Here is a 17,571-nt window from a genome sequence, read left to right as displayed (position 1 = left end):
CTAAATGCTTGCCTAAAGCTAAGGCTTATCTTTATAAAATTCAAAAAATTTAAAAATTTAATTTTAATTAGGAAAAACATATCAAGAAGCTAACTATTTAAGCGAAAGGAGATTACACCTGTATTTACTTCAACAATTCTCTTGATATTACTATTTTCTGTATCTCGGAAGTACCCTCGTATATCTGTGTTATCTTAGCATCGCGCATCATTCGCTCCACATGGTACTCTTTCACGAAGCCATACCCGCCATGCACCTGCACCGCCTCCACTGTGGTTTCCATGGCCACTTTGGAGGCAAAAAGCTTGGCCATGGCGGCGGACTTCGTATAGTCCTGGTGCGTGTCCTTGTCGTAGGCAGCCTGCAGGCAGAGCAGGCGGGCGGCCTCAATGTTCGTGGCCATATCTGCCAGTTTGAACTGAATGGCCTGGTGCTTTGCTATTTCAACTCCAAAAGTCTTGCGCTCCTTCGCGTACTTCACTGCCAGCTCATAGGCGCCGGAGGCAATGCCCAGCGCCTGTGCGGCAATCCCGATGCGCCCCCCCGCCAGCGTGGCCATCGCAAACTTAAATCCAAAACCGTCGTCCCCGATGCGGTTCTCCTTCGGCACCTTCACATCCGTGAACATCAGCGAATGGGTATCGGAGCCCCGGATGCCCAGTTTATTCTCTTTCGGGCCCACCACAAAACCTTCCGTGCCGCGCTCCACTATCAGCACGTTGATGCCGCGGTGGCGCTTCTCCGGGTGGGTTTGCGCGAACACGAGGTAAACGGAGGCGGTGCTGCCGTTCGTGATCCAGTTTTTGGTGCCGTTGAGCAGGTAATAATCGCCTTTGTCTTCGGCTGTGGTGCGCTGTGAGGTGGCGTCAGAACCCGCCTCAGGCTCTGACAGGCAAAAGGCCCCGATAACCTCTCCTGATGCCAGTTTAGTCAGATACTTTTGCTTCTGCTCCTCCGTACCGAAATTTTCGAGGCCCCAGCACACGAGCGAGTTGTTCACCGACATCACCACCGAAGCAGAGGCGTCTACCTTTGAGATCTCCTCCATGGCCAGCACATAGGACACGGCATCCATGCCGCCGCCGCCGTACTTTGGGTCCACCATCATGCCCAGAAAACCCAACTCCCCCATCTTTTTCACCTGCTCCGCCGGAAACCGCTGCTGCTCATCGCGCTCTATCACACCCGGCAGCAGTTCTGTCTGTGCAAATTCCCGGGCGGCCGCCTGCACGGCCAGTTGTTCTTCTGTGAATTGGAAATTCATGTTTTATTTGGTGTATAGAAGGCGCTTGGTTCGTTTGTCTGGTACAAAACTAAGAAATTGGCTTCATTACCTAAACACGATATTCGGATAATTGTTGTGTTGTACCCTATATTTTGTACTTAAACTGTTTCAACCTGCGGCACAGGCTCAAAAAGAAAGCGCTGCCTGTACCTTTTACGGCACAAGCAGCGCTCCTCAGTCTGGCAGATTTGAATTAGTCGCGGCGCCCCATCAGCAGCGACACGTAGTACAGCAGCGTAGCCAAAGAGCCCAACGCAGCCACCACATACGTTAACGCGGCCCATTTCAGGGCATCCTTCGCCATGTCGTGCTCCTGCGCCGTCACGATCCCCCTCCTGTCGATCCAGGCCAGGGCGCGCTTGCTGGCGTCGAACTCCACCGGCAGGGTGATGAAGCTGAAGATGGTGGTAAGGCCGAAAAGTGCCACGCCGATGGTCAGCGGCACAGGCGTTGTTTGCAGCATGAGGATACCAATGAGGATGATCCACTGCATATAGCGGGAGGCGATGCTGAGCGCCGGTACCATGGCCGAACGGAACTTCAGGAAGCTGTAGGCTTTGGCGTGCTGCACCGCGTGCCCACACTCGTGCGCCGCCACTGCCGCCGCCGCCGCGCTGCGCGCCTCATATACGTACTCACTCAGGTTCACGGTCTTGTCAGCGGGATTGTAGTGGTCGGTCAGGCGGCCCGCCACCGACATCACGCGCACATCGGTTATGCCGTTGTCCGCCAGCATCATTTCTGCGATTTCGCGGCCGCTCAGCCCGGAGCTAAGCGGCGTCTGGGAGTATTGCTTAAACTTGCTTTTCAGCCTCCAGCTCACCAGCCAACTGGCAAGCATAAAGACTATCACTATAACATATATTCCTGGCATGACTGTCTGATTTATTTAACTGTTTAACTGCTTTTCTATTTTCTTTACGATGCTGGTGGTGGAGTAGCCTTTTACCAGCGGCACGGTCTTCACCTCGCCTCCTCTGGCCAGAACCACTTCGTGGCCCACAATGTTTTCTACGGTGTAGTCATCTCCTTTCACAAGTATATCCGGCTGCACTGCCTCTATCAGTTCCAGAGGCGTATTCTGGTCGAACAGCACTACAGCATCTACAAACAAAAGGGATGCCATAATGCGGGCGCGTGACACTTCGTCCTGTAAGGGCCGGGTCGGGCCTTTTATGCGGCTGATGGAGGCGTCCGTATTCAGGCCCAGCACGAGTTTATCGCCAAGTCGCCGGGCTTTCTCGAGGTAGTCGACGTGGCCGAGATGCAGCAGGTCGAAGCAGCCGTTGGTGAAGACAATTCTCTTTCCCTGGCTGCGCCAGGCGCTCACCTGCTGCTGCAGTTGCGGCAGCGTGAAGATTTTATCGGTTGAGTTCATGGTGCTCAGCGTTTGTCCGGGTGAGTTGCATGCCAGTGCCCTGGCCCCGCAGCATACTCCCCATAAAGCTAAGCACTCCCATCAGAACAACCAAAAGCGTCTGTGAGGTGTGCGCCAGCAGGGCGTAGGCCATGCCTGCCTCCTTGGGCACGCCATATAGCAGCAGCGTGGCCTGCACCAGCAGATGATATACGCCGATACCGCCCTGCACCGGCACCGCCATGCCCAGGCTCCCCACCACCAGCACCGACAGGGCCGCGCCCCAAGACAGGCCGGAGGTGGCCGGCAGCGCATAGAACACCACCAGGCTCATAGAGTAGTACATGGCCCACACAAAGATGGTGTGGGCCCAGAAGGCGGCCTGGTTGTCCAATTTGGTGATGCTGAAGACACCCTTCAGCATGCCTCTCACAAAGTCCACTGCTTTCCGGAAGTACGCGTTTTTGCGCAGGCGGCTCAGGTAGCGCAGCGCCACGAAAAGCACCACCACCACCGAACCCAGCAGCACCCAGCCCAGCCAATAGAGCGAACTGATGCTGTGCTCCATGTGGGTGTACTTGTCGGAGAAAAGGCCGAGGAAGAAATCCCGTATATGGTCGAACTCGAGCAGGAAGGTGAGGCCGACGGCGAACAGCAGCATCACTGTATCGATAATCCGCTCCGCTATCACGGTGCCGAAGCCCGTGTTCACCGGCACGTCGTCTGTGCGCCGAAGAAAAGTGCAGCGCACCAGCTCGCCTGCGCGGGGAAGCACGAGGTTGGCCAGGTAGCCGGTCATCATGGCGTTGTAGGTGTTCCGGAGCGAAGGGCGGTAGCCGGTGGGCTTTAGCTGCATCTGCCAGCGGATGGCGCGGCTTATATAGGCCAGCACACCCATCACCAGCGACACCAGCACCCACGCATAGTTTGCCCGTAGGAACTCAGCCCACATCTTCTCGAAGTCCAGCTCCTTCAGCGCGTACCACATCAAAAACGCGGACACGCCCAGCAGCAGGGTTGGCTTCAGGAAAGAGAGCAGCTTTTTCATGAAAGCGTATTACACCAGGCGGTTGTGCTGGTCGGGGAACACCAGCGTAGGGGTGTGGCTCTTCGCATCTTCGAATCTGATGCTGCAGTAGGAGATGACAATGACGATGTCCCCCACCTGCACCCGGCGGGCTGCGGGGCCGTTGAGGCACACGGTGCCTGTGCCGCGCTCACCCCGGATCACATAGGTCTCAAAGCGTTCGCCGTTGTTCACGTTCACGATCTGCACCTTCTCATTCTCCACGATGCTGGCGGCATCCATCAGGTCCTCGTCTATGGTGATGCTGCCTACATAGTGCAGCTCGGCCTGTGTTACCTTGCAACGGTGGATCTTGGATTTTAAAACCTCGATATACATGGTTTATCTCTGTAATAATGCGCAAAGGTAGCGAAACGGCGGCAGATTAGCTACCTGCTCCTGTGGGCGTCTCTGCTAAGGAACAACCCGTTAGCCGTTTAAATTCACCAGGATGTTGTCTATCAGGCGCACGGGGCCCACCACAGCCGCCAGACACAGCGCCACTTCCCGCACTCCGCGCACATCCGCCACCGGCTGCAGCGTGGCCGGGTCCGCCACCTCGAAGTACTCCAGTTCTACCCCGCCTACCTGGCCCAGGTAGGCCGCCACGCCCGCCTTGATGGCTGCCACTGGCCGTTGCTGCAACTGCGCCTCTGCTTTCTTCAAAGCCATATATAAATGCGGTGCCGCCCGCCGCTGCGCGGCATCCAGGCGCTTGTTCCGCGACGACATCGCCAAACCGTCCTCCTCACGCACCGTCGGGAAGCAAACCAGCTTTACGTCAAAGCTCAGGCTCTGCACCAGTTGCCGTACAATCGCCACCTGCTGCAGATCCTTCTGGCCGAAGTAGGCACGGTGCGGCTGCACCAGGTGGAACAATTTGCTCACAATGGTGGCCACCCCGTTGAAATGCCCCGGCCGGTGCGCTCCCTCCATCACCGCCTCCAGCGCCCCGAAACTAAACTGTAGCAGCGTGTGTTGTTGCGGATATACCTCTTCCGGGTCCGGGGCAAAAAGAATGTTGCAGCTAACCTGCTCCAGCAGGGCGGTGTCCTCACCCAAGGTACGCGGGTATAGCTTGTAATCGTCCGGGTTGTTGAACTGCGTGGGGTTGACGAAGATACTGCAAACGGTTATATCGTTCTCCTGCGCGGAGGCTTTCAGCAACTGCAGGTGGCCCTGGTGCAAAGCGCCCATGGTAGGCACGAGGCCGATGGTTTTGCCGCTACAGCGCAGCGCCTGCACCCGCTCCCGGATGGCGTGAACCTGCTTTATGATTTCCATCTCCGGTGGTGTTTAAGTGTGGGATTGGGATAAGCCGGCAAATGTAAGTTATAACGTTTTAAATTGAAAATTAGAATAAAAATTACTAATTTTGCACGTCCCATTACTGTTGCTTTTTTAATTTTAACCACATATCCATGTCTAAATTGCGAATCTTATACGCCGCCACAGAGATCAATCCTTTCTTACAGACCACTAAAGTAGCCGAGTTTTTGCAGACGCTGCCACAGGGGATGCAGGAGCGAGGAATGGAGATCCGCATCTTTGTGCCAAGGTTTGGCCTGATCAACGAGCGCAAGAACCGGTTACATGAAGTGGTGCGCCTTTCCGGCATTAACATTGCCGTGGGCGAAGATGAGAAACCGCTGGTAATTAAGGTAGCTTCTATCCCAAATGCAAAGCTGCAGGTTTATTTTATCGACAATGAGGACTATTTCCACAGAAAGTCAGTGTTTGTTGACAAGAACAACAAGTTTCACGCAGACAACGACGAGCGCGCCATCTTCTTCTGCAAGGGCGTGCTGGAAACGGTAAAGAAACTAGGCTGGGCCCCCGACATTGTACATTGCAACGACTGGATGACGGGCCTGATCCCGATGTACCTGAAGACCACCTACAAGAAAGACCCTATTTTCAAAGATGCCAAGTCGATGTTCACGGTATATAACCACAACTACACGCAGAAGTTCGACGAGGGCCTGCTCGACAAGGTAAAGATGCTGGACATTGACGACAGCATGCTCACAGAACTGCAGTCGTCTGACTGCGACGGGTTCGTGAAGTGCGGCATGAAGTACGCCGACGCCGTTATAAAAACAAACGAGGACTTTGGCGACAGCATGAACGCCACCTTCAACGAATATAAGAAGACGAAGAACATCAGCACCGTCAGGGCCGACGAAACCCTGCTGGACTCTTATTATGAGTTGTACAACCAGCTCGGGCAGTAGCGCCACCGCTTCACAATAAAAATTATTTAAAAGCTACAACAAAAAGTATATATAAACAGTATAATATTTACTTTATTTAAATAGGTACCTTTGAGGTACCTATTATTTTTTTATATATACAAAATAAAATATGTGTGGAATTGTAGCATACGTAGGACACCGGGAAGCTTGCCCGGTCATTATCAAAGGCCTAAAACGGCTGGAATACAGGGGCTATGACAGCGCCGGAGTCGCGCTAATGAACGGCTCACTGAACATTTACAAGAAAAAGGGAAAGGTAGCTGAACTCGAGGCCGCGCTCATGGGCATAGATACGCACGGGCATATTGGCATGGGCCACACCCGCTGGGCCACGCACGGAGAGCCGAACGATATAAACGCCCACCCGCACTACTCTACCTCAGGCAACATCGCCATCATCCACAACGGCATCATCGAGAACTATGCCGCGCTGAAGCAACTCCTGATAGAGAAGGGCCATACCTTTAAGTCCGACACCGACTCTGAGGTCTTCATCAACCTGATAGAAGACATCCGCACCAACAGCCACTGTACGCTGCCCGAGGCCGTGCGGCTGGCCCTGCACGAGGTGGTGGGCGCCTATGCCATTGTGGTATTGGCGCAGGACAGCCCGAACCAGCTGGTAGCGGCCCGCAAGGGCAGTCCGCTGGTAGTGGGCATCGGAGAAGGCGAGTTTTTCCTGGCCTCCGACGCCACGCCTATCATCGAGTACACCAACGAGGTGGTTTACCTGAATGACTATGAACTGGCGGTAATCAACAACGGGGAACTTGACATCCGCACGAAAGAGGACGTGAAGCAGACGCCTTATGTGCAGCGCCTGGAGATGGCCCTCGAGTCGATTGAGAAAGGCGGCTACGAGCACTTCATGCTGAAGGAGATTTTCGAGCAGCCGCGCTCTATCCTCGACAGCATGCGCGGCCGCATGATTGCCGAGAGCGACCACCTGATGATGGGCGGCATCCGGGAGTATGAGAACAAGTTTGTCAAAGCCAAGCGCATCATCATTGTGGCCTGTGGCACGTCGTGGCACGCGGGCCTGGTGGCAGAGTACCTGATCGAGGACTTCGCCCGCATCCCGGTGGAAGTGGAGTATGCCTCCGAGTTCCGCTACCGCAACCCGATCATCACCGAGAAAGACATCGTGATCGCCATCTCCCAGTCCGGGGAAACGGCAGATACCTTAGCCGCGCTTGAACTGGCGAAATCGAAGGGTGCCACCATTTTCGGTATATGCAACGTAGTGGGCTCGTCCATTGCCCGCGCCACGGATGCGGGCGCTTATACGCACGCGGGGCCGGAGATTGGGGTGGCCAGCACAAAAGCCTTCACAGCGCAGGTAACGGTGCTCACGCTGATTGCCATGATCATCGGCAGCAAGCGCGGCATGATAGAGACGAGCAAGCTTCACCAGCTGATGGTGGAGTTGGAGAGCATCCCGACTAAAGTTGAAATTGCCCTGCAGCTGAACGATCAGATCATGGAAATCTCCGAGGTGTTCAAGGACGCAACCAACTTCCTGTACCTGGGCCGTGGCTACAATTTCCCGGTGGCGCTGGAAGGTGCCCTGAAACTGAAGGAAATCTCCTATATCCACGCAGAAGGGTATCCGGCCGCCGAGATGAAGCACGGGCCAATCGCCCTGATCGACGAGCACATGCCGGTGGTGGTTATCGCGACAAAGGACAGCTCGTATGAGAAAATTGTATCGAATGTGCAGGAAGTGAAGGCCCGCAAGGGCAAGGTGATTGCCGTTGTGACAGAAGGCGACACGACCATTCCGTCGATGGCGGATTACGTGATCGAGATTCCGGAGACGAGCGAGCCGCTGATGCCTTTGCTGTCTGTGATTCCGCTGCAACTGCTGTCGTACCACATTGCGGTGATGCGCGGCTGCAACGTAGACCAGCCCCGCAACCTGGCAAAGTCTGTGACGGTGGAGTAAAACCTGCCTGACACATATATAAAAAAGGAGGCAGCCATATATGGCTGCCTCCTTTTTTATATATAGGCTAACCCACCTTCAGAACTTCTCCCCTTTCAGGTACTTGGTTTTCAGCAGCGGGCAGATTTTGTAGCGCTCGTCTTTTGTGTCTTCATATACCGCCTCCAGCACCCGGTACACCTGCTCCACGCCCATCTCGTTGGCCCACTCAAATGGTCCTCTCGGATAGTTAGTGCCCAGTTTCATTCCGAGATCTATGTCAGCGATGCTGGCCGTCTCCTCCTGCAGGGTATAGCAGGCCTCGTTGATGATCATGCAGATCAGGCGGGGCGTCACCATGCCCACCCTGTCCTCCACCAGCAGGTACTCCGTCCCCAGTTTTTCGCACACCTCCCTTAGCTTTTCTTCGTGCTCCGGCTGCAGCAGGCTCGCCTCCAGCACCGGCCTGTTAAAAAGGGTAGGCAGGCCATTAAAGCCGATGAGGGCGCAGGGCTTCTCCAATTCCGCGGCCTTCGCCAGGGCTGCCAACTGCACGGTGGCAGCGTTGCAGAACACCACCTGCCCGGGCGCATACTGCTCCAGGCGCTGCGGCTGCTGGTGCAGCAGGAAATCGAACACCACATCGGTGGATTGAAACTGCTCGTCCTGCAGGCTGAGGCTGCTCAGAAAGGTAAAAGACACGCCTTCCGTGCCCTCCGGGAACTTCTGTTTGAACTCAGCAGCCATTTCAGGGCCCGCCAATACAACTACGTGCATAAAATTTAAGTACTTTTGAGAGTAAAGATACACTATAAACCGAATCCATATATGGCACACAGCATCATCACTTCCTCTCTGGCGCCAGCCCCTATCGGCCCCTACAGCCAGGCAACGATGGCAAACGGCACCCTCTACGTATCCGGCCAGATTGCGCTGGACCAGGAGAGCGGCAACCTCGTGAACGACAGCATCGAACTGGAGACGCACCAGGTCATGAAAAACCTGCAGGCCATTCTGTCGGAGGCGGGCATGGGTTTCGAGCATGTGCTCAAGTGCTCCATCTTCGTGAAGGACCTCAACAACTTCGGCCGCATCAACGAAACGTACGGCAGCTATTTCACCAGCAACCCGCCAGCCCGCGAAACCGTGGAAGTGAGCCGCCTGCCAAAAGACGTGAATGTGGAGATATCCTGCATCGCCGCCAAGTAAGCCCCGGCAAGGGCTTTATCCGGAAAGATTCAGGCGAAGGCATTTTGGCAGAAGAACTATATATAAACCCTTTGCCACAGTGTCCTTTACCTGAATTTTAAACTCTTAACTCAAAACTCTTAACTCATCTATATATTCTCGCCCTGCGCGGCGGCGCCTTCGTCGCTTTCTTCCGTTGCCGCCTCCACCCCGCCATATACCTCCTTGGTGTGTACGCCGGGCTCCGCGTTCACGGCGGAGTTGCCCACCTCCACCTGCCTCCGTATCACGCGCACTGCGTACTCCGCCGGGTAAATGTTGTAGCCGTACTTGCGGGAGTACACAAACGTGAACACCGCCCCGAAAAAGATAATCTGGGAGGTGAAGAAAACCCACGTGAGGATGACAACCACAGAGCCCGCCGCGCCATATACCGAGCCCACGTCGTTCGTGCCCAGGTAAAACCCGATGAGGCCCCGGAACAGCACGAACAGCAGCGACGTCACGAGTGCCCCCACCCACACGTCGCGCCACTTTATCTTGGCGTCGGGCAGAAACTTATATATACACGCGAACAGGAAAGACATGAGCACCAGCGCGGAGGCCAGGTTGGCAAAGTGGATGAAGTAAACGACCCAGCCCGAGAAACGCGCCTCCAGGAAACCGCCGATGGCCACCAGCACCGCGTTGGCCAACAGCGAGAGCAGCAGGATAATGGCAATGGCCAAAATCATCCCAAAGGACAGGAACCTGTCGAGCACCAGCTTGAGGTAGCCGTGCCTGGGCTTGGGCTTGACGTACCAGATCTCGTTCAGGGAGTCCTGCAGGGATATAAAAACGCCCGTGGCGGCGATAAAAAGCGCGATAACGCCCACAAACGCCGCCAGGCTCACATCCGAGAACGCATTCACATTCTCCACCATCTTCTGCACCGAGTAGGCCCCTCCGTCCCGATCACGCCCTTTATCTGGTAGTATATCTCCCCGGACACCGCCTGCTTCCCAAAGAAGTACCCGGCGGCGCTGATGATGATGATGAGCATGGGCGGCAGCGCGAAGATGGTATAATAGGCCAGTGCCGCGCCCTTCTGCCAGGAGTTATTGTCCATGAACTCCAGCCACGTCTCTTTCAACAGGCACCAGGCCATATGCAACCGCTTTTTTACCATAGCATCGCGTTAGATTTCTGTATTATGCAGATACGGAATTACCTGATTATGTTTGTATTGGATGAACCCCTATCGCCCCGGCTTGTTTCGCCCCGCCTGCCCTTTGCCACCGTGGTGCTTACCGAAACGAACTTTATTTCGTACCTTTGTGCCGAAATTGAACGATCTGAATCAGACATAGATACATGGAAAGAGAAGTTAGAGTACGCTTTGCCCCCAGCCCGACCGGGCCTCTCCATATAGGCGGTGTGCGCACGGCCCTTTACAACTACCTGCTGGCCCGCAAAACCGGCGGCAAAATGATCCTGCGCATCGAGGACACCGACCAGAACCGCTTCGTGCCGGGCGCCGAGGACTATATACGGGAGTCGCTGGCGTGGTGCGGCATTGAGCTGGACGAGAGCCCCTGGAACGGCGGCCCCTACGCCCCGTACCGCCAGTCGGAGCGCAAGCCCATGTACATGCAGTACGCGCTGCAGCTGATTGAGAGCGGCCACGCCTACTACGCCTTCGATACGGCCGAGGAACTGGAGGAGATGCGCGAGCGCCTGAAGGCCGCCAAGGTGGCCACGCCCCAGTACAACGCCATCACCCGCGCCACCATGAAGAACTCGCTCACCCTGCCCGAGGATGAGGTAAAGAAGCGCCTAGAGTCCGGCGACCCATATGTGATCCGCCTGAAAGTGCCGCGCAAAGAGGAAGTTCGCCTGAAGGATATGATCCGCGGCTGGGTAATGGTGCATTCTTCTGCCATCGACGATAAAGTGCTCATGAAGTCGGACGGGATGCCGACCTACCACCTGGCCAACATCGTGGACGACCACCTGATGCAGATCACACACGTGATACGGGGCGAAGAGTGGCTGCCGTCGGCGCCGCTGCACGTGCTGCTGTACCGCTACCTGGGCTGGGAAGACACCATGCCGGAGTTTGCCCACCTGCCCCTGCTGCTGAAGCCCGACGGCAACGGCAAACTGAGCAAGCGCGACGGCGACAAGCTGGGCTTCCCGGTGTTCCCGCTGCGCTGGCAGGACCCGTTCTCAGGCGAAATATCTTCCGGGTACCGAGAGGCTGGCTATATACCCGAGGCATTCATTAACTTCCTGGCCTTTTTGGGTTGGAACCCCGGCACGCAGCAGGAGATCTTCTCGATGCAGGAACTGATAGAAGAGTTCTCCGTGGAGCGCATCGGCAAGTCCGGCACGCGTTTCGACATTCAGAAGGCCCGCTGGTTCAACGAGCAGTACCTGCGCGCCAAGCCCGACAGCGAGCTGGCTGCTTACCTGCTGCAGGCGCTGGAGGAGCACAACATCACCACCTCGCAGGAAAAGGCCGAGAAGATAGCCGGGCTGATGAAAGAGCGCGTGAGCTTCCCGCAGGACTTCTGGCAGGAGGCCAGGTATTTCTTTGAAGCCCCCACGGAGTACAGCGAGAAGGTCGCCTCCAAGAAGTGGAACAGCCAATCCGTTGCTGTTTTTGAGGATTTCAAAAATGAGCTGCCGGCGCTGGAGAACTTTAACGCCGACACGGTAAAAGATTTGCTGAACAGCATCCTGGAGCGCCACGGCATGAAGCTGGGCCAGGTGATGCAGGCGCTGCGCCTGGCAGTGACCGGCGCCGAGGCTGGCCCCGACCTGATGCAGATCATCGCGGTAATCGGCCGCGAGGAAACGGCTCAGCGCCTTGGCACAGCCATCGAAAAGCTGCGCCCATATGCAGCGGCGTAACCGCAACGGCTCTATATAAAGCATATATAGGAATCAAAAAAAGGATACATAATCAGGAAGGCTAACCGATGAGGTTAGCCTTTTTTATATATGGCTTTGGCTCTGTTTGCAACAAATTGTGGCCGCTTAGCTTATACAACAGGAGTACAAACCTGAACGAGCATGGCCAAGAATAAAAAAGAGAACAAGAGCAGCAAGAAGAAATCCAAGGTACACAAGGACCTGGAGGGCTTCGAGATAAAGGTGAACGAGCACGGGGAGATCATCTCGAACTACAGCATCGACAGGATAAACGAGTTCCTGAACAACAACGTGGAGGACAAGAAGTTGGTGAAGCGCGACGCCGCCGAGAAGGCCAAGCGCGAAGAGGAGGAGGCCTACCATATAGAGGAAGGCGAGGAAGTGGAGGAAACGGACGAGGATTTTGTGCGCAACACCAATGCCGTGACCGACGACGAGGACGACAAGGACCTGCCCAAAGCCCGCCGTGGCAAGAAAGGGAAAGCAGAAGATGACGAGGAGGAAGAGGATGATGAGGGGTAGTCATTCCATTCTGAAAGCCATATAGCCCCGGCTTGGCTGGTAAAGTTTTGCGCCATATATAGAAACAGGGGCATATTGCGTTCTATCAACTCAGACCGCATCTTTTAACCAACCTTATATATAACTATGATAAATTCACACGAGATCGATTACAAAATTTTCGGCAACGACATTCAGGTGCTGGAAGTGGAACTGGACCAGCAGGAAACGGTGATTGCCGAGGCGGGCGCGATGGTATATATGGAGGAGGGCATTGAGTTCGAGGCCAAGATGGGCGACGGCTCCAACCCCAGCCAGGGCTTTTTCGGTAAGCTGGTGTCGGCAGGCTCCCGCCTGATTACGGGCGAGTCGCTGTTCATGACGCACTTCACGCACCGCGGCTACGGCAAAAGCCGCGTGGCTTTCTCCGCCCCCTACCCCGGCACCATTCTGCCCATCGACCTGCGCCAGATGCGCAACAGCAGCCTCATTACGCAAAAAGATGCTTTCCTGGCGGCGGCACTGGGTACCAAACTCAGCATCCACTTCAACCAGCGCCTGGGCTCGGGCTTCTTCGGCGGCGAGGGCTTCATCCTGCAGCGGATGCAGGGCGACGGCATGGCGTTCATTCATGCTGGCGGTACCGTGGTAGAGAAACAGCTGAACAACCAGACGCTGCGCGTGGACACCGGCTGCGTGGTGGCGTTCGAGGAGGGCATCGATTTCAGTGTGCAGCAGGCGGGCGGGCTCAAGTCGATGATCTTTGGCGGCGAGGGTATTTTCCTGGCCACGCTGCGCGGCACCGGTCGCGTGTGGCTGCAGTCGATGCCGGTGAAGAAGCTGATTGAGGCGCTGATGCCGCACGGCCAGAACGCCCGAAAAGAAGGCGGCATGTTCAGCAGTTTCCTGGAATAGCGGTCGCTTCGCTCCCAATTCCGAATTACGAGTTTCGAATTACGAGTCTGATTACCGGGAGATAATTTTGAATTGCTGCAGCCTTGGCTATATATGGCCGGGGCTGTTGCGTTTTATATATGATGGGACATTATCCAACCACCCCTGCCCCTCCTTAGACGAGGAGGGGCAGGGGTGGTTGGAACAGCAGCTTTACGGGTAGCAACAGGCATCTCTACCCATCTTCATATCTCCACATCTTCATATCTTCAAATCTACTACATCCCATTCACCTGCATGATCTCCTCCAGGTACTCGCGGGTGTTGCTGAGGCGGGGCACTTTGTTCTGGCCGCCCAGTTTGCCTTTATGGCGCAGCCAGTTCAGGAAAGTGCCTTTGGGAGCCATATGCACGATAGGTTCCTGCAGGGCGATGTCGTTCTGGCGCTTGGCATCGTAGTCGGAGTTAACCTCGCGCAGCGTCTCGTCCAGCACCTGCGTGAAACGCGGCAGGCTGTCCGGCTCCTGCACAAACTCAATCACCCACTCGTGGCCGCCGCGCTTGCCGCTCTCCATATATAAGGGAGCCGCCGTAAAGTTGGAGATGACAGCGCCCGTCGCCCCGCACGCTTTGGTGATGGCCTCCTCGGCGTTCTCCACAATCACCTCTTCGCCGAAGGCGTTGATAAAGTGCTTCGTACGGCCTGAGATTTTGATGCGGTAGGGGTTCAGGCTGGTGAAGCGCACCGTGTCGCCTATCTTGTAGCGCCACAGGCCCGCATTGGTCGAGATAACGATGGCGTAATTCTTCCCCACCTCTACCTGGTCCAGCGTCAGCGTTTTGGGTTGCTCCTCCTCAAACTGGTCCAGCGGGATGAATTCGTAGTACACGCCGTAGTCCAGCATCAGCAGCATCTCATCCTCAGTGCCCACCTGGTCCTGTATCCCGAAGAATCCCTCCGAGGCGTTGTATACCTCCAGGTAATGCATCTGGTCAGAAGGGATGATGTCGCGGAACAGCTGACGATACGGGCCAAAGGCCACCGCACCGTGGGTGAACAGCTCGAGGTTGGGCCACACCTCCAGGATGTTGCTCTTGCCCGTTACCTCCAGGATGCGCTTCAGCAGCACGTAGGTCCAGGTGGGCACGCCGCTCATGCTGGTCACGTTCTCCGGCACCGTCACCTCCACCATCTTCTCTATCTTCTCCTCCCACTTGTCCATCAGGGCCACTTTGAGTGGGGGCGTGCGCATGGCCTCGGCCCACATTGGCAGGTTCTGCATGATCACCGCCGACACGTCGCCGCACGACACCTTCGCATTGATTTCGCTGGGCCGGTGGCTGCCGCCGATGGAAAGCCCCTTGCCCGAGAAGAGCTTCGTGTCAGGGTACAGGTTCACGTAGATGGAGAGCATGTCTTTGCCGCCCTTGTAATGGCAGTCCTCCAGCGACTCGGGGCTGACGGGTATGTACTTGCTGCGGGCGTTGGTGGTGCCCGACGATTTGGCGAACCACTCGACTTTGCTCGGCCACAGCAGGTTCTGCTCCCCCATCATCACGCGCTCTATATAGGGGTAGAGCGCCTCGTAATCGCTGACCGGCACCCGCTCCTGAAACTCCCGCACCGACAGCTTGTCGCTGTAGCCGTACTTTTTGCCCCACTCGGTGTCTTTGGCCGTATCCAGCAGGTTCCGGAACAGCTCTGCCTGCACCTCGTGCGGGTACTTCCGAAACAAATCAATGTCGTGGATCCGCTTCTTCATCACCCACGTCACTATAGAGTTGATTATTTCCACTTTTGCAGTTAACAGCTAAAACTAAACAGTAAACAGATCCTAAGTCTACTTCGCACCATCTTTCGGGCTAATTCTTGTAGATTTCAATATAGAGAATAAAATCTTACTGAGTTCATCGGCGTCTACTATCATACTTTCGGCAATCGTAGCCCCCAGATAACCAGTATCTTTCAGTAAGCTTAACCAGTACTTTGTTTCGAGACTCTCTTTGTAAGCTAATGATATTTTTGATGAAAAGTCCGCAACAGATATTCCCCCATTTGCTTCTGCCACATTGGCCCCAATGGATGTACCACTACGCAAGAGTTGCTTTGAAAGCGTATATTCTCTTTTCTCTGTACTAAGGTGCTGATGGGCCTTTACGATTCTAATAGCAAAAGCATAACACTTTTTATAAAGGTTGTTATTGTCCATACCCATTTATGATAAGCTATACTTATCGGTATAAACAGCGGAAAGTTGTGCGATTGATTACTGTTTACTGGTAATTGTTACCTGTTCAGATTTTCCGCTTCAGTTCGAAGTGCTTGCCGAGGTAGACGCGGCGCACCTGCTCATCGGCGGCCAGCTCTTCTGCGGTGCCCGATTTCAGGATTTTGCCTTCGAAGAGCAGGTAGGCGCGGTCGGTGATGGAAAGGGTTTCGTTTACGTTGTGGTCGGTGATGAGGATGCCGATGTTTTTGCTTTTGAGCTTGGCCACGATGCTCTGTATCTCCTCCACGGCGATGGGGTCCACCCCCGCGAAGGGCTCATCCAGCAGCACGAACTTGGGGTCCACAGCCAGAGCGCGGGCAATCTCGGTGCGGCGGCGCTCCCCGCCCGATAGCACGATGCCTTTGTTTTTGCGCACGTGCGTGAGCGAGAATTCCTCCAGCAGCGCCTCCACCTTCTCGTGCTGCTCCCGCTTGGGCAGGTTCGTCATTTCCAGCACGGCCATGATGTTCTCCTCCACCGTCAGTTGCCGGAACACCGAGGCCTCCTGCGCCAGGTAGCCCACCCCGCGCTTGGCGCGCTTGTACATGGGCAGGTTGGTGATGTCCTCCTTGTCGAGGTATATCTTGCCTGCGTTTGGCTTCACCAGCCCCACAATCATATAGAACGAAGTGGTTTTGCCGGCGCCGTTCGGGCCCAGCAGCCCCACGATCTCCCCCTGGTTCACCTCCACGCTCACATCGTTCACCACCGTGCGCGACTTGTACTTCTTTATCAGGCTTTCAGCTCTTAGTATCATCGTGGCTAAATTACGCATAATGGCGGCATCCTGCAACGAGGCGCAAACACAGCGCTTCCCTCACTCCCCTAACGGCATATATGGCCCGCCTGCTATTAAGACTTAGGCAATAATCTATATAAACATCCGGGCGGGGTATTGTATAAGCGGCTTTTAATATTTAACTTAAAACTCGCTTCATCTCAACCTTGCTTATTATGCTTTTGCCCTTGTTTCTTTCGGCTTTTCAGAAGCTTGCTTTCTCAGGTCTGCTCTTGCTGGCAGGCTACACCGGTGCGCCGTCAAACGCCCCTGCTGCTACACCCAACGACGAAGAGGAGAAAGCCACTGCCAAAACGTTCACCACGGCCACGGCCATCAAAGGCATCGATGTGTCGCGGTGGCAGAAGCATGTGGACTGGGCGCTGGTGAGTGAGTCGGAGGTGGCTTTTGCCTTTGTGAAGGCCACGCAGGGCGATTTCAGGCAGGACCCCTTTTTTACGCGCAACTGGGAGGAGACGAAGCGCCACGGCATCAAGCGCGGGGCTTACCACTTCTACAAGCCGGAGGCGCCCGTGCAGTGCCAGATAGAGCTTTTCACGAACTCAGTGGTGCTGGAGGCCGGTGATCTGCCGCCTGTGCTGGACGTGGAGATATCGGACCCCAAGGTGAGCCCCGTGCAATTGCGTGCTGGCATCAGAACCTGGCTGGAGGGCGTAACGGCGCACTACGGCGTGAAGCCCATCATCTACACCAGCCAGAACTACTACCGCCGCTACCTGCAGGGCCACTTCAACGACTACCATTTCTGGATTGCCCGCTACAGCGACAACCACCCGGAGGTACACCAGACTGACAGCTGGATGTTCTGGCAGCACACCGACAGGGGCCGGATCATGGGCATCAACACTGCCGTGGATGTCAACTTCTTTGTAGGCGACAGCGACATGCTGAGCCAGCTGTGCATCCCCGATCTGATGGCCCAGGAGACGCAGCCAAGCCCGCTGAAGCAACTGAAGCACATGTACCCGCTGCCGTAGTTTTGTTGCTCGTTTTTCGTTAATCGTTTTTCGGGGGAGGAGTTATATATACTACCAGTTGGTTGGTGGGCACTACACTTTCTGTAGAATAAATACCTCAGTGCGCAGTATTCAGTTGAGATTGGTCTAAGCTATTAGC

19 protein-coding genes are annotated in these 17,571 nt (G+C 55.4%); 7 read left to right on the top strand and 12 right to left on the bottom strand.

Annotated features, from left to right (window positions below):
• Nucleotides 1-124: 124 nt before the first annotated feature.
• The 6 genes from GSQ62_RS11735 to panC form a co-directional block, all read right to left on the bottom strand.
• The gene (locus GSQ62_RS11735; RefSeq protein WP_161889677.1) at nucleotides 125-1,264 is read right to left on the bottom strand and encodes an acyl-CoA dehydrogenase; all 1,140 of its coding nucleotides are present in this window, start codon (nucleotides 1,262-1,264) and stop codon (nucleotides 125-127) included.
• Between the two features lie 214 nt (nucleotides 1,265-1,478).
• Complete coding sequence (locus tag GSQ62_RS11730; RefSeq protein WP_161889676.1) at nucleotides 1,479-2,159, bottom strand: zinc metallopeptidase; 681 nt, start codon at nucleotides 2,157-2,159, stop codon at nucleotides 1,479-1,481.
• A gap of 15 nt (nucleotides 2,160-2,174) precedes the next feature.
• Complete coding sequence (rfaE2, locus tag GSQ62_RS11725) at nucleotides 2,175-2,663, bottom strand: D-glycero-beta-D-manno-heptose 1-phosphate adenylyltransferase (RefSeq protein WP_161889675.1); 489 nt, start codon at nucleotides 2,661-2,663, stop codon at nucleotides 2,175-2,177.
• Nucleotides 2,647-3,690 carry a lysylphosphatidylglycerol synthase transmembrane domain-containing protein gene (locus GSQ62_RS11720; RefSeq protein ID WP_161889674.1) on the bottom strand — a complete coding sequence of 348 codons (1,044 nt, stop codon included), beginning with the start codon at nucleotides 3,688-3,690 and terminating at the stop codon, nucleotides 2,647-2,649. Before GSQ62_RS11720 ends, rfaE2 begins: the two co-directional genes overlap by 17 nt.
• 9 nt (nucleotides 3,691-3,699) lie before the next feature.
• Nucleotides 3,700-4,047, bottom strand: a complete 348-nt coding sequence (gene panD, locus GSQ62_RS11715) for an aspartate 1-decarboxylase (RefSeq protein WP_161889673.1) — start codon at nucleotides 4,045-4,047, stop codon at nucleotides 3,700-3,702.
• Nucleotides 4,048-4,137: 90 nt separating this feature from the next.
• A complete protein-coding gene (gene panC / locus GSQ62_RS11710) occupies nucleotides 4,138-4,992 on the bottom strand; it encodes a pantoate--beta-alanine ligase (protein WP_161889672.1) in 855 nt (284 codons plus the stop codon).
• Between the two features lie 137 nt (nucleotides 4,993-5,129).
• On the opposite strand from panC, the gene GSQ62_RS11705 reads away from it, so the two are divergent.
• A complete protein-coding gene (locus GSQ62_RS11705) occupies nucleotides 5,130-5,942 on the top strand; it encodes a glycogen/starch synthase (protein ID WP_161889671.1) in 813 nt (270 codons plus the stop codon).
• A gap of 130 nt (nucleotides 5,943-6,072) precedes the next feature.
• Nucleotides 6,073-7,908 (top strand): glutamine--fructose-6-phosphate transaminase (isomerizing), encoded by a 1,836-nt coding sequence (gene glmS, locus GSQ62_RS11700; protein ID WP_161889670.1) that lies wholly within the window; start codon nucleotides 6,073-6,075, stop codon nucleotides 7,906-7,908.
• A gap of 78 nt (nucleotides 7,909-7,986) precedes the next feature.
• On the opposite strand, the gene GSQ62_RS11695 is transcribed toward glmS, so the two are convergent.
• On the bottom strand, nucleotides 7,987-8,664 hold the full coding sequence (locus GSQ62_RS11695) for a 3-hydroxyacyl-CoA dehydrogenase family protein (protein WP_161889669.1): 678 nt from the start codon (nucleotides 8,662-8,664) through the stop codon (nucleotides 7,987-7,989).
• 51 nt (nucleotides 8,665-8,715) lie between these two features.
• On the opposite strand from GSQ62_RS11695, the gene GSQ62_RS11690 reads away from it, so the two are divergent.
• Nucleotides 8,716-9,096, top strand: coding sequence for a RidA family protein (locus GSQ62_RS11690; protein ID WP_161889668.1), 381 nt, complete (start codon nucleotides 8,716-8,718; stop codon nucleotides 9,094-9,096).
• A gap of 128 nt (nucleotides 9,097-9,224) precedes the next feature.
• On the opposite strand, the gene GSQ62_RS11685 is transcribed toward GSQ62_RS11690, so the two are convergent.
• Both GSQ62_RS11685 and GSQ62_RS20860 read right to left on the bottom strand, forming a co-directional pair.
• Complete coding sequence (locus tag GSQ62_RS11685) at nucleotides 9,225-9,998, bottom strand: YihY/virulence factor BrkB family protein (RefSeq protein ID WP_237586602.1); 774 nt, start codon at nucleotides 9,996-9,998, stop codon at nucleotides 9,225-9,227.
• Nucleotides 9,983-10,222, bottom strand: a complete 240-nt coding sequence (locus tag GSQ62_RS20860; RefSeq protein ID WP_237586601.1) for a YhjD/YihY/BrkB family envelope integrity protein — start codon at nucleotides 10,220-10,222, stop codon at nucleotides 9,983-9,985. Before GSQ62_RS20860 ends, GSQ62_RS11685 begins: the two co-directional genes overlap by 16 nt.
• Nucleotides 10,223-10,428: 206 nt before the next feature.
• On the opposite strand from GSQ62_RS20860, the gene gltX reads away from it, so the two are divergent.
• The 3 genes from gltX (at nucleotide 10,429) to GSQ62_RS11670 (ending at nucleotide 13,407) form a co-directional block, all read left to right on the top strand.
• Nucleotides 10,429-11,970, top strand: coding sequence for a glutamate--tRNA ligase (gltX, locus tag GSQ62_RS11680; protein ID WP_161889667.1), 1,542 nt, complete (start codon nucleotides 10,429-10,431; stop codon nucleotides 11,968-11,970).
• Between the two features lie 162 nt (nucleotides 11,971-12,132).
• The gene (locus GSQ62_RS11675) at nucleotides 12,133-12,513 is read left to right on the top strand and encodes a hypothetical protein (RefSeq protein WP_161889666.1); all 381 of its coding nucleotides are present in this window, start codon (nucleotides 12,133-12,135) and stop codon (nucleotides 12,511-12,513) included.
• A 126-nt stretch (nucleotides 12,514-12,639) separates the two neighbouring features.
• Nucleotides 12,640-13,407 (top strand): TIGR00266 family protein, encoded by a 768-nt coding sequence (locus tag GSQ62_RS11670; RefSeq protein WP_161889665.1) that lies wholly within the window; start codon nucleotides 12,640-12,642, stop codon nucleotides 13,405-13,407.
• A gap of 257 nt (nucleotides 13,408-13,664) precedes the next feature.
• On the opposite strand, the gene GSQ62_RS11665 is transcribed toward GSQ62_RS11670, so the two are convergent.
• The 3 genes from GSQ62_RS11665 to lptB all read right to left on the bottom strand — a co-directional run bounded on the left by GSQ62_RS11665 (nucleotide 13,665) and on the right by lptB (nucleotide 16,413).
• Nucleotides 13,665-15,149 carry a GH3 auxin-responsive promoter family protein gene (locus tag GSQ62_RS11665; protein WP_161891422.1) on the bottom strand — a complete coding sequence of 495 codons (1,485 nt, stop codon included), beginning with the start codon at nucleotides 15,147-15,149 and terminating at the stop codon, nucleotides 13,665-13,667.
• Between the two features lie 78 nt (nucleotides 15,150-15,227).
• Complete coding sequence (locus GSQ62_RS11660; RefSeq protein ID WP_161889664.1) at nucleotides 15,228-15,596, bottom strand: four helix bundle protein; 369 nt, start codon at nucleotides 15,594-15,596, stop codon at nucleotides 15,228-15,230.
• A gap of 85 nt (nucleotides 15,597-15,681) precedes the next feature.
• Complete coding sequence (gene lptB, locus GSQ62_RS11655) at nucleotides 15,682-16,413, bottom strand: LPS export ABC transporter ATP-binding protein (protein ID WP_161889663.1); 732 nt, start codon at nucleotides 16,411-16,413, stop codon at nucleotides 15,682-15,684.
• A 197-nt stretch (nucleotides 16,414-16,610) separates the two neighbouring features.
• Between lptB and GSQ62_RS11650 the strand changes: the two genes are divergently transcribed.
• Nucleotides 16,611-17,432: a glycoside hydrolase family 25 protein gene (locus GSQ62_RS11650; RefSeq protein ID WP_161889662.1), complete on the top strand. Its 822-nt coding sequence runs from the start codon at nucleotides 16,611-16,613 to the stop codon at nucleotides 17,430-17,432.
• Nucleotides 17,433-17,571: the final 139 nt, after the last annotated feature.

This window comes from Pontibacter russatus, from assembly GCF_009931655.1.
GTDB classification, from domain to species: domain Bacteria; phylum Bacteroidota; class Bacteroidia; order Cytophagales; family Hymenobacteraceae; genus Pontibacter; species Pontibacter russatus.
Note: the sequence above shows the minus strand (reverse complement) of the source record. Positions and strands in the feature narration are given on the sequence as shown.

Excerpts from the sequence above, each read along its gene's own strand:
- GSQ62_RS11735 (WP_161889677.1), bottom strand. The coding sequence starts at position 1,264 with ATGAATTTCCAATTCACAGAAGAACAACTGGCCGTGCAGGCGGCCGCC.
- glmS (WP_161889670.1), top strand. The coding sequence starts at position 6,073 with ATGTGTGGAATTGTAGCATACGTAGGACACCGGGAAGCTTGCCCGGTC.
- GSQ62_RS11665 (WP_161891422.1), bottom strand. The coding sequence starts at position 15,149 with ATGAAGAAGCGGATCCACGACATTGATTTGTTTCGGAAGTACCCGCAC.
- panD (WP_161889673.1), bottom strand. The coding sequence starts at position 4,047 with ATGTATATCGAGGTTTTAAAATCCAAGATCCACCGTTGCAAGGTAACA.
- gltX (WP_161889667.1), top strand. The coding sequence starts at position 10,429 with ATGGAAAGAGAAGTTAGAGTACGCTTTGCCCCCAGCCCGACCGGGCCT.
- GSQ62_RS11685 (WP_237586602.1), bottom strand. The coding sequence starts at position 9,998 with ATGGTGGAGAATGTGAATGCGTTCTCGGATGTGAGCCTGGCGGCGTTT.
- GSQ62_RS11675 (WP_161889666.1), top strand. The coding sequence starts at position 12,133 with ATGGCCAAGAATAAAAAAGAGAACAAGAGCAGCAAGAAGAAATCCAAG.
- GSQ62_RS11670 (WP_161889665.1), top strand. The coding sequence starts at position 12,640 with ATGATAAATTCACACGAGATCGATTACAAAATTTTCGGCAACGACATT.
- GSQ62_RS11720 (WP_161889674.1), bottom strand. The coding sequence starts at position 3,690 with ATGAAAAAGCTGCTCTCTTTCCTGAAGCCAACCCTGCTGCTGGGCGTG.
- lptB (WP_161889663.1), bottom strand. The coding sequence starts at position 16,413 with ATGATACTAAGAGCTGAAAGCCTGATAAAGAAGTACAAGTCGCGCACG.
- rfaE2 (WP_161889675.1), bottom strand. The coding sequence starts at position 2,663 with ATGAACTCAACCGATAAAATCTTCACGCTGCCGCAACTGCAGCAGCAG.
- GSQ62_RS11660 (WP_161889664.1), bottom strand. The coding sequence starts at position 15,596 with ATGGACAATAACAACCTTTATAAAAAGTGTTATGCTTTTGCTATTAGA.
- GSQ62_RS11695 (WP_161889669.1), bottom strand. The coding sequence starts at position 8,664 with ATGCACGTAGTTGTATTGGCGGGCCCTGAAATGGCTGCTGAGTTCAAA.
- GSQ62_RS11705 (WP_161889671.1), top strand. The coding sequence starts at position 5,130 with ATGTCTAAATTGCGAATCTTATACGCCGCCACAGAGATCAATCCTTTC.
- GSQ62_RS20860 (WP_237586601.1), bottom strand. The coding sequence starts at position 10,222 with ATGGCCTGGTGCCTGTTGAAAGAGACGTGGCTGGAGTTCATGGACAAT.
- GSQ62_RS11690 (WP_161889668.1), top strand. The coding sequence starts at position 8,716 with ATGGCACACAGCATCATCACTTCCTCTCTGGCGCCAGCCCCTATCGGC.
- panC (WP_161889672.1), bottom strand. The coding sequence starts at position 4,992 with ATGGAAATCATAAAGCAGGTTCACGCCATCCGGGAGCGGGTGCAGGCG.
- GSQ62_RS11730 (WP_161889676.1), bottom strand. The coding sequence starts at position 2,159 with ATGCCAGGAATATATGTTATAGTGATAGTCTTTATGCTTGCCAGTTGG.
- GSQ62_RS11650 (WP_161889662.1), top strand. The coding sequence starts at position 16,611 with ATGCTTTTGCCCTTGTTTCTTTCGGCTTTTCAGAAGCTTGCTTTCTCA.